Raw genomic sequence first — 12,925 nt, 5'->3', positions numbered from 1 at the left:
TGTCTCAATAATAAAGGGTTAAAATGACTTTTAAGTGACATTGTAAAATTTAATTTTAAAAATCGCACCATCTTTTCCATTTTTTACAGATATATCTCCATTGTTTGCCTCAACAATTGATTTTGCCATGGCAAGTCCTATGCCAAAGCCCTTAGAGTCAGGACTTTTGTAAAATCTTACTAATATTCTTACTCATAAGTCCCTCCTAGTCAAATCCTATTATCAAATCAATGGGATCGATCTTTAAAATATTTTGTAAAGTTGTCTTGTAAATTAAAATATTTATACCATAAATCAAAATTCCAAAAGCAAGGAAATATTTATATTCAAAATAAGACAACAAAATTTTCATATCCAATGTTGGAGATATTTTTGCAATTACAAATAAAGCAGCAAAACTTACTATTAAAACTATTGCCAGTGATTTAATTTCTTCTAATATAAAGTCTCTTGTATATTTATGTTTTAGTTCTTCCTCATCTATTCCACAAGAAATTAAAGATCCAATTTCTTTTTTCCTTGCCATTAAACTCAAATTAATGGAAGAATATCCATTAGTTATATTTAAAATGAAAATTATGCTTGCAATAAAAATTATCATAAGGCCAAAAGTTTTTACATCTTTCATGCGATTTGCCTCTACATCTTTGCTTGTAGTTAAATTATAAGTTTCATTGTAGGCAATGGAAGAATCTAATCTCTCTTTAACTTCATTCTTTATATCGTCTAACTTATTTTCATCAACTTGCATTGATAGTTCATAGGTGTTTCTTCTCAAGTCATTGTTGTTTTTTAAATAATATTTATTCCATTCATCTAATAATTTAAAATATGTTTCAAAATCAACATATAAATTCACATAAAAAGGTAGTCTTCTTTGCCTAAAGTCCTTTGTGCTATCGATTAATTTATCTACTTTGATTGAATAATTGTAATCTTTTTTCTCTGTTATAGAGTAATTTAAACTATTTATGTTTTTAAAATATTTTGTTGTTTCTGATCCATCAATAGGTGCATTTGGATTGACTTGGACCCTATTTAATAGCAAAACCTCTCCCTTTTTGCCACCTATTTTTTCAAAAGTTTGATCATCTAAGGCCGTAATAATTCCATCGAGATAAAAATCTTCGCCATTATCATAATATTTGCGGATTGTTTCATCTAAATCAAGAGACCTAAACTCATCTGAATAATTTTGATCCTTACTAAGGGAAATATATTTTTCAGTTGAAAGGAAGGCTCTGTGATTTTCTGTAGTCTTCATTATATCCTTTAAGACATTTGGAACTTCAGCTTCATTTGAATGAATTAGTATATTAATATTCGTATTGTAAGTGTAAGTATTCTTCACCCTATTGTACTTTGCCATAGAGAAAACTATCAAAAAAATTGATACAATTATCATTCCAATTGCAGAAATATATCTCTGAGAAGAAATAGTTTTTAAATTATTTATCTTTAATTCCTTCCAAATATCTTTATTCCTTTTTAGTTTTATATTTTTGTCACTAAAGTTGCCCTTTATACCATCAATTATATTTATCTTTGCGATTTTTTTAGCTGGAGCAAATATTGATATGAAAATTATAAAAAAGCAAATTAATAGAACTACAAGTGAAAGGCTTGGCGAAAATTCTATATACTTGTACTTTTCCTCTACCTCTACAATCCTTTGAATTCCAAGATTGAGGAGGTTGATTCCTCCATATCCGAAAATATGTCCCAAAACTATTGGTAAAAATGAAATTTTTAATCCATCTTTTAAAAGCAATTTATAAATTTGATAATCTGTTGAACCAATTGATTTGTACATTGAAATTTCTCTTATCTTTCTTAGACCCCAAACTGTAAAAATATTTTTTACAAAAAATATAAAAATGAGGATTGTAGCAAATATTAAAATAGAGTCTACAATCACCTGCCTATTTTGTTGTAAAAGACTTCCATCAACATTATAGTAATCTTTCATTATCTCGCTAAATGCAAGTTCTACTTTATCTTTATTCAAGGCAGATGCTATTTCTTTTTCTAAATTATCTTTATTACTATAGGCTTTTCTAAAATTATCAAATCTTATAAAGCTATTGGTTTTTTGACCCTTTCCTATGACAGTAGAAGCATAAAAAACCTTCATATTTTCATTGTAAAGATTTCTTGTGAGACCACTTATTACATATTCTTTGCTATCTTTTCTTATAAATTCTTCATCCTTAGTAACACTTGAAACTGCTTTTATTTGTTTTCCATCAACCAATCTATTTCCAAATTCTACTTTTATCTTATCGCCAATTTTTAAATTTTCTTTTTTTGCAAGACTTTTTGGTATGGTAATTTCATTATCTTTTGCAGCAAAACTTCCCTCTTTTAACATATTATCTTCTAACATCTTGTTATAACCCTGGTCTATGTAATTTACCACTAAGACATTTTGAGATAGCTTAGCAGAATTATTTTCTACTGCAACTTCTCCCACTTCTTTAATGTTTTTTATTTCTTTTAATTTGCTTGAGTCACCAAAAACTGTATCATGCATAATTTTAGCATCATAAATTGATCTGTTCCTAAAATGTTCATAATCGAACTTATTATTTACATATCCAAAGTAAACACAAAATGTAAAGAAAATTGCAGTTATAAAAAGTGAAAGTGAGATTGAGAGATTCTTCTTATTCATTATTCTCATCTCCCACTATTTTCCCATCGACAATTGTTATTACCCTTTCTGCTTCTAGGGCTATAGACTCATCATGGGTGATTACTATAATTGTCTGTTTTAAAGTCCTGTTAAAATATTTTAAAATTTCAATTATTTCTCTTGAATTCTCCCTGTCTAGGTTTCCCGTTGGTTCATCAGCGAGTACAAGAGACGGAGAATAGATAAGACTCCTTGCTATGGCAACCCTTTGTTGTTGACCACCTGATAGTTCACTTGGAAAAGAGTCAAGTTTACTTTCTATACCCAGTTTTTTTACTATATCTGAAAATTCATCTTGATTTATTTTTCTTTTATCTAGTTTTAGTGGAAGTTCTATGTTATGACGAACTGTTAAGTTGGGAATCAAATTATAAAATTGATAAATTAGTCCGACTTTTCTTCTTCTAAAATAGGCTAGTTCCTTTGAGGAATACTTTGAGATATCGTTACCATCTATGTAAACTTTTCCAGAATTTGGACTATCTACTCCTCCTATAATATGTAGGAGGGTTGATTTACCAGACCCACTCGGTCCTACAATAGCGACAAATTCGCCTCTTTCAATTTCAAGGTTAACACCGTCTAAGGCCACTACCTTGGAGTTACCCTCTCCATATTCTTTTCTTAGGTTTTCTACTTTTAATATTTCCATACTTGCCTCCTTAATTTAAGGTAAGTATATAAAAGTAAAGTGATTTTTAGGTGACATTGTAAAATTTAATTTCAAATCTTGCTCCACCACCATTATTTGAAACAGAAATTTCTCCCTTGTTTTTTTCGACAATTGTCTTCGCCATAGCAAGACCTATTCCAAAGCCATTTGAATCGGGGGTTTTATAAAAGCGCTTAAAGATTTTTTTAATATTTCCTTTTTCTATTCCTCCGCCATTGTCTTCAATGATTAAGCTTGTATATAGGGGGTTTTTGTATGATGAAAGCACAATTTTGTCACAAGTCGGTCTATTATCAGCATTCTTTATAATATTAATGATAGCTTCTGTCAGCCAATAAAAATCCCCAATGATGCTATTTTCCTTTAAACTCTTCTTTATTTCTACATTAGTAGATTTCTTTAAATTCAAACTATCTAAAGCATAATCCACTAATTCATCCAAACGAATTTCATCTTTTTTCATAAGATCTTTGTTTGCATCAAGGCTTGATAGTTTAAGTAAAATATCTGATAGAGAATTTAATCTGATTGTTTGCCTTTTTAAAATCTCTATATCTCTATTATCTGGAAAGTCCATCTCCAAATTTTCTATGGAAAAAAGCATAGATGTAATGGGAATTTTGATTTGATGGGCGATATCTTCTAGGTATTCGATTTGCTTTTCACTATTTCTAGTACTTGTCTCTTTTGCTTCGACTATTTCTATAAAAAGTTTGTAAATCTTATCTTCTAAAATCGAAAAATCATCTTGCTTCATAGGAATTTTATAGTCTTGATTCTTCATTTTTTCTATCAGATCTATAAGCTCATTTATTCTATTTTTCTTTCTTTTTTCCAAAAAATAATAAAGAAGTAAAAGACTTATTATCCAAAATATATATAGCATCTCAATCCATCCTATATCCGATTCCTCTGACAGTAGTAATTACTTCTTTATCAAGTTTTTCTCTTATTCTCTTAATAGTTGATGTGAGAGTATTGTCATTTACAAACTTATCCCTATCTTCCCAAAACATTTCTAAAAGTTGGCTTCTTGTGAAAACCCTGTGGGGATTTTTGATAAATAACAGTAATATTTCATATTCAAGTGGAGTTAGGTCTATTTGATTAGCTTTAAAATAAACTTTTGAATCATTAAAATCTATTTTGATATCCTTGTAAGTAATTATTTTGTCTTGACTTAGAGGGATTGTCCTTAAAACCGCATCGATTCTAGCCCTTAATATTGCAAGGGAAAATGGCTTAGTTAAATAGTCGTCTGCTCCTTGATCTAGGGCAGCAATTATAAAATCTTCATCGTTTTTAACTGTTGTTACAATTACTCTTATGTCCTTATCTTTTAATTTTTCTATCAAATGTTGACCTTCTTTATCTGGTAGATTTATATCAAGTAGTGCCACATCCACATATACATTCATCTTATAGCTTGCTTCGTAAAAAGATGATGCAAGCTCTACTTCATAACCATTATTAAGCAAATACTTTTCCATTTGTAAAGCAATTTCTTTGTTATCCTCTATAATCAAAACACTCTTCATTTTAACCCTCTCATTTATCAACTTAAATCTATTAAATTAATTTGTTCTGTATCATTTGTCTATAAGCAATTTGATGCTAATAACCAATAATTACACTTATACTATACCATTATCACTTATATTAAAAACAGACCCTTCAAGGATCTGTTTGCTTTAAATATTTATTTTATTTTCTCAAGAAGAGAAACTGATTCAACATGCATTGTTTTTGCTTGGGAACATGATTTTTTATCCTCGTCATTCTTGTAGGAGCACAATTTATTAATGTCATTCTCTTTAGCATTTTTTCTTCTATCTTTGAAATCATTAGAATCTTGACTATCTTTAACTCCTGTTTTGAAATAGAATGTTAAGTCATATGGATGAACTGTTCTGTTAAATTCCTCTATAATTTCTCTATTCTCTAAGATCTTTTTAAATTGCTTTAGTCTTTCCTTAATAGAGTTTTCATCTTTTATTGTTGGCTCTAGGGTTTTCTTTTCATCAAGTAATTCTTCTTTTTGTTGTAGGGTCATAGTCGTATCCAAGGCAAGCTTGAAAACCAATAAAACAAACAATTTCTAGCTTAAAACGGATATTTATATTATGCATAACTGTTAAGCCTTTTATGAATACAACTAATATCAATCTGATAGTATTTGGATTAAACGGAACATTCTAAGAAAAAGTAGGCATTATGCAAAGCCTGCGTTTTCAAAGTGTTTCTTGAATAGAGCCTTGCCTATATATGCTCCAATTATTGTTCCTAATAAATAAATTCTTCTGCCATTTTTGTCTTTTCTATTAAATTCTTGTAAACTTTTGATTTTTGTAAAAGCTCTTCACGGTTTCCTTGGCTTTCTACTCTTCCATTTTCAAGAACTACTATCTTGTCAGCATTTTCTATGGATTTCATCCTGTGTGAAATGATTACAACCGTCTTATCTTTAATCAAATTATTTAAAGACTCTTGAATTTTTTTCTCGTTGTCAACATCAAGGCTTGCTGCTATCTCATCTAAAATCAAGATTGGTGCATCTTTTAAGAAGGCTCTGGCTATTGATAATCTCTGTCTTTCTCCTCCTGATAGCTCAGCACCGTTCTCACCAATAACTGTATCGAAACCCTTATCCATTTTTTCTATAAAATCTGTGCAGTTTGCAAGTTTTGCTGCTCTTTTAACTTCTTCGTCACTTGCATTTTGATTTCCGATTCTAATATTTTCCATAACGCTTTGATTAAAAAGAACCACATCTTGAAAAACTATTGAAACCTTGTCAAAAAGAGATTCTGTTGATATTTCTTTTATATCTTTGCCTTCAATTAAGATTTGTCCCTCGTCATAATCATAAAGTCTTGATATGAGTTTCAAGATAGTTGTTTTACCGCAGCCGCTTGCTCCTACCAAAGCAGTAACCTCACCCTGCTTTGCTTTAAAGCTTAGGCCATTTAAAACTTTTGCGTCTTTATTATAAGCAAATTCAACATCTTTTAGGTCAATATCAAATTTTTGTAGATTATAGTCTTCGCCTTCTTGTAATTCTTGATTTTGAATTTCTTTTAATCTTTCAATTTTTGGTGTTAAATAAAATATCTCCATCATGCCCTCTTTAGATGCATCTAAAGAGTCTTTTATCTTCATAGCCGCTAGTAAATATCCTACAAGGTAGAGAGCGCTTATTTCTTTATTAATAATTAGATTTACGCCAACAAATATTACAACAGCAAGGGATATAAAGCTAAAAATTGAAGATATGGACATAATTAAGATGTTTGCAATTTCTGCCTTTAAGTGCACTTTTTCACTTTTATCCATTTTTTCATATAGGATTTCTTTCATTTCCTCTGCTAAGCCATAGGCTTTGATCTCCATTTGCATCTCAATATTTTCTTGAAAGCTTTCTGAGTTTTCTCTTAAGACCTTATAATATTCTTTCTCCCCCTTAACTGAATGTTTTTTAGATAGTGGTATAAATATAAAGCTCAAAATCGTTGGAATAATTACAGCTAAACCCATCTTGACATTGCCAACTAGCATCATTACAGATATTAGTGGGAAGAAGAGTGCCATGCCGCCTACTTTTGGTATCGAGTGGCTCATTGCATGCTCTATGCCTTCAATGTCAGCCATAATTGTTTGTGCTAGGTCTGAAATATCATGTTTAGAAAAGTATGAGAGAGGTAGTTTTGATAAATTTTCTGCTGTTCTTATTCTTAAATCTGCACTTTCTTGATAGGTTGCCCTATATAATTTATCGTATTCGATAGAAAGCAAAATATACATTGCTATCAAGGTCAAGGCTGAGAATAATATATAAAAGTCCTTGCTTCTACTCATATTTTCCAAAACTTCCTGAGCAAAAATCATTAATAATATGGCAGGAAGCATGTTTATACAATAAACGAAAAATGAAGCCAGTGTTGTTTTAGATAAATTTCTCGCTCCCTTATCTGTAAGAGCAAATCTTTTTTTATAAAACTCCTTCATTTGAAACCCTCCATTCATTTGCACTGTTAAACATCTCTTGCAACCTTTTATACCTTGTATCTTTTGACATTAACTCTCTGTCAGAGCCTCTTTCTATAATTTTTCCACCATCCATGACAAGAATTTCATCAAGGTCTTTAATTGTAGATAGCCTGTGTGCAATCATAATGACCGTTTTATCTTTCATAAGATTTTTGAAAGCTTTTTGTAATTCAAACTCGTTATCTGGGTCAATAGAAGCAGATGCCTCATCCATAATAATAATTTTGGAATCCTTTAAAATTGCTCTAGCAATTGCAATCCTTTGTTTTTCTCCACCAGATAAATAAACCCCTTTTGAGCCTATGACTGTATTTTCTCTTTCTGGGAATTTTTCTAATATCAAATCGCATCCAGCTAATTTTAAGGCTCTCATAACCTCATCTTTGCTTGCTTCTTTATTGGCTAAAGCTACATTGTCATAAATACTTATTTTAAATAATTTCGAATCTTGAAAAACAAAGGATATAGCTTTAATTAAAGCTTCGTCAGAATATTTACTTATTGGAATCCCGCCTATCTTAATCCTTCCTTCATTAACATTGTAAAAACCTGATATAAGTTTTGCTACTGTTGATTTACCTGATCCAGATGAACCGACAAGTGCATAGGACTTTCCCTCTTCTAATTTAAAGGATAAATTTTCAATGACAGCTTTATCGTTATAAGCAAAGCTAACATTCTCAAATTCTATATTGTAGTTTTTAAAATTATTTACATCACCATGGACTAATTTGTCTTTTTGCATATCTTCGTAAAGTTCCTCTAAGGTATCTACTGCATAATTTCCTTGAGAAATGTACATGGAGTACCACATCATTCTCATAAATGAAACAAAGAGAACTCCCGATAAAAATAAAATCATGATAAGCTCAAGTAAAATCACCTTTGCACTGCCTAAGCTAGTCATAAAATAAACTATAGGAATAATTAAAATTGCAATCAGACCAAAAAATAACCATTGGTACAAAACATAAGGCTTTTTACAAGATAGGGAATAATTATAAGCATACTTAGAGTAATCTTTTATAGCCTTGTAAAAACTTTTAAAGGACTCTACATTTGCTCTAAATATTTTTACAACTTGCATCCCTCTAACGTATTCAACAGTTTCAGCACTTAGTTTTGATAGGGCTTCTTGGTATATGATCATAAATTCTTGCTCACCCATCATTGCCCCTAAAATTAAGCCTCCAATTATTGTAAGAGCAAGCAAGGTGATACCAACTCTTATGCTTACTATAAAGCCTAGCACAAGTACAAGTATAGGTGTAACTATTGCCTGAGAACTATCGGGTATCATATGCGCTACCACCTGATGAGTCTGTGCTGCATTGTCATCTATAATCTTTCTTATTTGACCAGATGGATTTAGGTCGAAGAACCTAAAACTAGCTTTTTCCAGACCATCGATTCCCCTTTTCCTCAAATTTGTTTCAAGCCTAAATCCCAAAATGTGTGAAAATGTTCCTGAAACAAAATAAAATATCGCCCCACTTGTTAGTGTAATAACAGATTTTAATGCTATGCTTTCTGCACCAGATAAATTTGAATTAATTATTAACTTATCTAAAAATTTGTAGATTAAATAATATCCATATACTGTAAGTACAGCAGATATAGCAGAAAAAACTATAGCTAAAAAGCCAAGATATTTTTTATCCTGTACATAAGCAAATAGTTTTTTGTAAATCTTCATATTGACATCTCCTTTCTTTGATATCCCTTTTAGATATAAATTCGCTTACTTGATAATAACTATCATTGTATTTTTATTATACATCGGTTATAATTGCTAATACAATAGTTTTAAATTAATAAGGCTAATTGGAATATTGTCTAAAAGGGATAGGTGTAGTATGACTTATTTTGATTTTGTAAAAGATTATATGAAAGTAGATGAATGTAAGAATAATAAGAAGTATTCAAGTGCAGGACACACTTTTTGTTGGAAAAAAGAGGATTCTACTTATGGAGAAGGCCTATATTGGTTTTATGAAGGAGACGTCTTCATTATCGATATACATGATTTTTATATCAGAGAGGAAGTAGTTCAAAATAACACTTATAGTATGGCAGACTATGTTTCAATTTATTCAAGCTACATTGTCAGCGCAAATGGAGAAAAGTTTAGTCCTTATCAAACTTTGACCGCAAACTCCTTATGCACTCTTAATTTTGATAATATAAAAGATGACTTCCTATTTTTATTACACGAGAATTCATATTATCTTTGTGTTTCTATTGGATTTAAAAGAGAACTTTTGGAAAAGCACCTATCATCCATTAATATTGATCCAGAATCATTTTATGGGGCTTTATCAAATAATACTTACAAAGTCTTTAGAAAAAGTAGCAATGGAAATTTTAAATTGCAAGATGGACCCTCCTGCTGCGGATTTTTTCTTTAAAGCCAAAGCAAATGAATGGGTAAGTATAGTAATTGATACCTACTTAAATAGAAGGAAATATAAAATTGAGTCAGACGATAATAAAGCACTTGAAGATGTAGCAAAATTCTTAGATGATCATTTCGCCATGAATGTAAATCAAGAAACCCTTGAAAAAATATCTAAAATGAGCGGAACAAAATTAAAAAATTTGTTCAAAGAAAAATATGGTCAAAGCATTACAGAATACACTCAAAGAAAAAGAATGAATGTGGCTGAAACTCTTCTCTTAAATACTGAACTGCCTATAAAAGAAATTGCTGAGTCTGTTGGATACACATCACATAGCAAATTTTCCATTTATTACAAAAGATACAAAGGAAAACTTCCAAGTGAGGTTCGTAATTTAGTTTGCAATGATCACAAGTTAGAATGTGATTGCAGTGATTAAACTATTTTTTTATTTCTTGTGTTAGTTTAAATAGATATACATAGATATCTGTGTTGGTGTGTATGAATTTGATAAAATATTATCAAAAAAAAATAAAGGCAGTCCGAAGACTGCCGATATTTACCTCTCTGCACCTTTGCTATGGTATTTTTTGTTTGATTTAGTTTTATCGTCTGTATTATGACTTTTTATTTGCATTAATATAGACATTTTATCCTTTAATTGATACATTTTCAAGTATCATTTGTTATTTGATTTTCTTTGTTAAATTTCTTGTTTCAAGCATAATTTCCATATATTATTCCTCCATTTCTTATGTAATCAATTCTAACAATAAAAAATAACCAAATTATAATTACGGTATTTTTTGAAAAAATATATAAACTTTGAAAGGAGCTTTAAAAGAAGCAAGCACAGTAAGTGTACGGACACTTACGAAAAAATTAATGGAGCAGACCTTTACGGAATGCTCCATTAATTTTAACCTTGTTAGGGAGAACCCTAAGACCCTTACACCTCTAGTAAGGATTTTGGGATTCTTGTTAAGCTCTAATATTTATTTTAAAATAGATTGTATAATTGACCTAGAGCGACTTTGTCTACTGGGTCACATGTTATTTTCTTTTCTTCAATTGTTACTTCGTAAGTTTCTGGGTCTACCTTGATATTTGGTGTTTCTAAGTTTAGTTTCATGTCTTTTTTGCCGATGTTTCTACAATTATGAACAGGTAGTACCATTCTTTTTAGGTCTAGTTTTTCTTTTATGCCTGCTTCATAGGCTGCTTTTGAAACAAAGGTCATGCAAGAGTTTCCGATTCCTCCGCCAACGGCTGCATACATTCTTCTATATATAACAGGTTGTGGTGTTGGTATGGATGCGTTAGGATCTCCTGATGGTGCCATTATTATTAGACCATTTTTTAGGATTTGTTTTGGACGAACTCCAAAGAATTTTGGCTCCCAAAGAACAAGATCTGCACGTTTACCGACTTCGATTGAACCAATATATTCAGATACTCCGTGGGCTATGGCTGGATTTATAGTATATTTGGCTACATATCTTTTAGCCCTAAAGTTATCGTTATTATTTCCTTCATCTTCTTTAAGGGCTCCACGTTGGTCCTTCATCTTTGATGCTGTTTGCCATGTTCTCATGACAACTTCTCCTATCCTACCCATGGCTTGAGAGTCTGAAGACATTATTGAGAATACTCCCATGTCTTGGAGGACATCTTCTGCAGCTATTGTTTCCGGTCTAATCCTTGAGTCCGCAAAGGCTACATCTTCTTCTATGGTTTTGTCAAGATTGTGGCAAACCATAACCATATCCAAGTGCTCATCTGATGTATTTATGGTAAAAGGCATAGTTGGATTTGTTGATGCTGGAAAGACATTGTTAAAGCCAGCTGCAACTATTTGATCTGGTGCATGTCCTCCTCCTGCTCCTTCAGTATGGAAGAAATGTATAGCCCTTCCGCCTATGGCATCTAGGGTATCTTCGATTGTACCGCCTTCGTTAAGGGTGTCGGTATGGATTGCAACTGCTATATCGCACTCATCAGCAACTTCAAGGCTGGCATTTATAACGGCTCTTGTTGCTCCCCAGTCTTCATGAATCTTTAGTCCGCAAGCTCCTGCTTTTATTTGTTCATAAAGTGGCTCTTTGCTTGAGCAGTTACCCTTACCTAATAGTCCAACATTTACTGGATATCCTTCTACTGATTTTAGCATAGCTTCTAGGTGGTTAGGGCCTGGAGTACAGGTTGTAGCATTTGTTCCATCAGCAGGGCCTGTTCCGCCTCCGATTAGGGTAGTAGTTCCTCCTGCTAGAGCGGTATTTGCTTGATCGGCTGATATAAAATGAACATGGGTGTCAATTGCTCCAGCGGTTACGATTTTATTTTCGCCTGAGATTATCTCAGTGCTTGCCCCTATTACAAGACCAGGGTTGACATTATCGTTCATATCAGGGTTACCTGACTTGCCTATTCCTGTAATAATACCATCCCTAATTCCTATATCTGCCTTGTAGATACCAGTATAGTCTAGGATAATCGCATTTGTAATTACTGTATCGCAAGTTCCTGAGGCATAGCTTGCAGTTGAAGATTGGTTCATACCATCTCTTACAGTCTTACCACCACCAAAGATTGATTCATCTCCATAAATTGCATAATCTTTTTCTATTTCTATTATAATATTTGTATCTGCTAGTCTAACTTTATCGCCTGTAGTTGGCCCATACATAGACCCGTATTTTTCTCTTGAGATTTTAAATGACATCTATTCCTCTCCATCACTATTAATATTAGCGTAGCCTTTTTGAACTAAGTTTTTCATGGCTTCATCTTTTTTTATATCATGGGCTACACCATTTGTGAGTCCGTTAAAGCCGATCACCCTTCCATTTCCGCCGATATCTACTAATCTAACCCTATGGGTTTGACCTGGTTCAAATCTAATAGCATTTCCTGCAGGAATGTCTAGCTTTTTGCCAAAGGCCATGCTACGATCGAATTTCAAAAATCTATTCACTTCAAAAAAATGAAAATGAGAACCGATTTGTACGGCCCTATCTCCAGTATTTGTTACTTTTATTTCAATAGATTCGAAATCTTCATTTAAAATTAAATCTTCGTCTTTATAAAAAATTTCACCTGGAATCATTTTTG

At 31.6% G+C, this 12,925-nt stretch carries 9 protein-coding genes and 3 pseudogenes; 1 reads left to right on the top strand and 11 read right to left on the bottom strand.

The features are described from left to right. Positions 1 to 30: 30 nt before the first annotated feature. The 9 genes and pseudogenes from CJ192_RS01350 to CJ192_RS01310 form a co-directional block, all read right to left on the bottom strand. Positions 31 to 189: pseudogene (locus CJ192_RS01350) on the bottom strand (sensor histidine kinase); the annotation flags it as partial. A 16-nt stretch (positions 190 to 205) separates the two neighbouring features. Next, positions 206 to 2,674 (bottom strand): ABC transporter permease, encoded by a 2,469-nt coding sequence (locus tag CJ192_RS01345; RefSeq protein WP_102197478.1) that lies wholly within the window; start codon positions 2,672 to 2,674, stop codon positions 206 to 208. After that, positions 2,667 to 3,347: an ABC transporter ATP-binding protein gene (locus CJ192_RS01340; RefSeq protein WP_102197477.1), complete on the bottom strand. Its 681-nt coding sequence runs from the start codon at positions 3,345 to 3,347 to the stop codon at positions 2,667 to 2,669. Before CJ192_RS01340 ends, CJ192_RS01345 begins: the two co-directional genes overlap by 8 nt. A 46-nt stretch (positions 3,348 to 3,393) precedes the next feature. After that, positions 3,394 to 4,254 (bottom strand): sensor histidine kinase, encoded by an 861-nt coding sequence (locus tag CJ192_RS01335; protein WP_102197476.1) that lies wholly within the window; start codon positions 4,252 to 4,254, stop codon positions 3,394 to 3,396. Position 4,255: 1 nt separating this feature from the next. After that, on the bottom strand, positions 4,256 to 4,906 hold the full coding sequence (locus CJ192_RS01330) for a response regulator transcription factor (RefSeq protein ID WP_102197475.1): 651 nt from the start codon (positions 4,904 to 4,906) through the stop codon (positions 4,256 to 4,258). A gap of 161 nt (positions 4,907 to 5,067) precedes the next feature. Next, on the bottom strand, positions 5,068 to 5,421 hold the full coding sequence (locus CJ192_RS01325) for a hypothetical protein (RefSeq protein ID WP_244897262.1): 354 nt from the start codon (positions 5,419 to 5,421) through the stop codon (positions 5,068 to 5,070). Positions 5,422 to 5,446: 25 nt separating this feature from the next. Then, a pseudogene (locus CJ192_RS01320) lies at positions 5,447 to 5,539 on the bottom strand (energy-coupling factor transporter transmembrane component T family protein); the annotation flags it as partial. Positions 5,540 to 5,651: 112 nt separating this feature from the next. Beyond that, positions 5,652 to 7,373, bottom strand: coding sequence for an ABC transporter ATP-binding protein (locus CJ192_RS01315; RefSeq protein ID WP_102197474.1), 1,722 nt, complete (start codon positions 7,371 to 7,373; stop codon positions 5,652 to 5,654). Further along, complete coding sequence (locus CJ192_RS01310) at positions 7,357 to 9,111, bottom strand: ABC transporter ATP-binding protein (protein ID WP_102197473.1); 1,755 nt, start codon at positions 9,109 to 9,111, stop codon at positions 7,357 to 7,359. Before CJ192_RS01310 ends, CJ192_RS01315 begins: the two co-directional genes overlap by 17 nt. A 160-nt stretch (positions 9,112 to 9,271) precedes the next feature. Between CJ192_RS01310 and CJ192_RS01305 the strand changes: the two are divergent. Continuing rightward, positions 9,272 to 10,253: pseudogene (locus tag CJ192_RS01305) on the top strand (helix-turn-helix domain-containing protein). Positions 10,254 to 10,814: 561 nt separating this feature from the next. On the opposite strand, the gene ureC reads toward CJ192_RS01305, so the two are convergent. Then, the gene (ureC, locus tag CJ192_RS01300) at positions 10,815 to 12,536 is read right to left on the bottom strand and encodes an urease subunit alpha (protein ID WP_040397499.1); all 1,722 of its coding nucleotides are present in this window, start codon (positions 12,534 to 12,536) and stop codon (positions 10,815 to 10,817) included. Then, entirely contained in the window at positions 12,537 to 12,920 is a 384-nt protein-coding gene (ureB, locus tag CJ192_RS01295; protein WP_004816630.1) for an urease subunit beta, read from the bottom strand. Positions 12,921 to 12,925 lie beyond the last annotated feature (5 nt).

Origin of the sequence: Anaerococcus hydrogenalis (assembly GCF_002871895.1) — a bacterium.
GTDB classification, from domain to species: Bacteria; Bacillota; Clostridia; order Tissierellales; family Peptoniphilaceae; genus Anaerococcus; species Anaerococcus hydrogenalis.
This window is presented reverse-complemented; position numbering and strand designations above follow the sequence as displayed.

Bases quoted from the DNA above. Each gene is read 5' to 3' on its own strand.
- CJ192_RS01345 (WP_102197478.1), bottom strand. From the start codon at position 2,674: ATGAATAAGAAGAATCTCTCAATCTCACTTTCACTTTTTATAACTGCA.
- CJ192_RS01340 (WP_102197477.1), bottom strand. From the start codon at position 3,347: ATGGAAATATTAAAAGTAGAAAACCTAAGAAAAGAATATGGAGAGGGT.
- CJ192_RS01335 (WP_102197476.1), bottom strand. From the start codon at position 4,254: ATGCTATATATATTTTGGATAATAAGTCTTTTACTTCTTTATTATTTT.
- CJ192_RS01330 (WP_102197475.1), bottom strand. From the start codon at position 4,906: ATGAAGAGTGTTTTGATTATAGAGGATAACAAAGAAATTGCTTTACAA.
- CJ192_RS01325 (WP_244897262.1), bottom strand. From the start codon at position 5,421: ATGACCCTACAACAAAAAGAAGAATTACTTGATGAAAAGAAAACCCTA.
- CJ192_RS01315 (WP_102197474.1), bottom strand. From the start codon at position 7,373: ATGAAGGAGTTTTATAAAAAAAGATTTGCTCTTACAGATAAGGGAGCG.
- CJ192_RS01310 (WP_102197473.1), bottom strand. From the start codon at position 9,111: ATGAAGATTTACAAAAAACTATTTGCTTATGTACAGGATAAAAAATAT.
- ureC (WP_040397499.1), bottom strand. From the start codon at position 12,536: ATGTCATTTAAAATCTCAAGAGAAAAATACGGGTCTATGTATGGGCCA.
- ureB (WP_004816630.1), bottom strand. From the start codon at position 12,920: ATGATTCCAGGTGAAATTTTTTATAAAGACGAAGATTTAATTTTAAAT.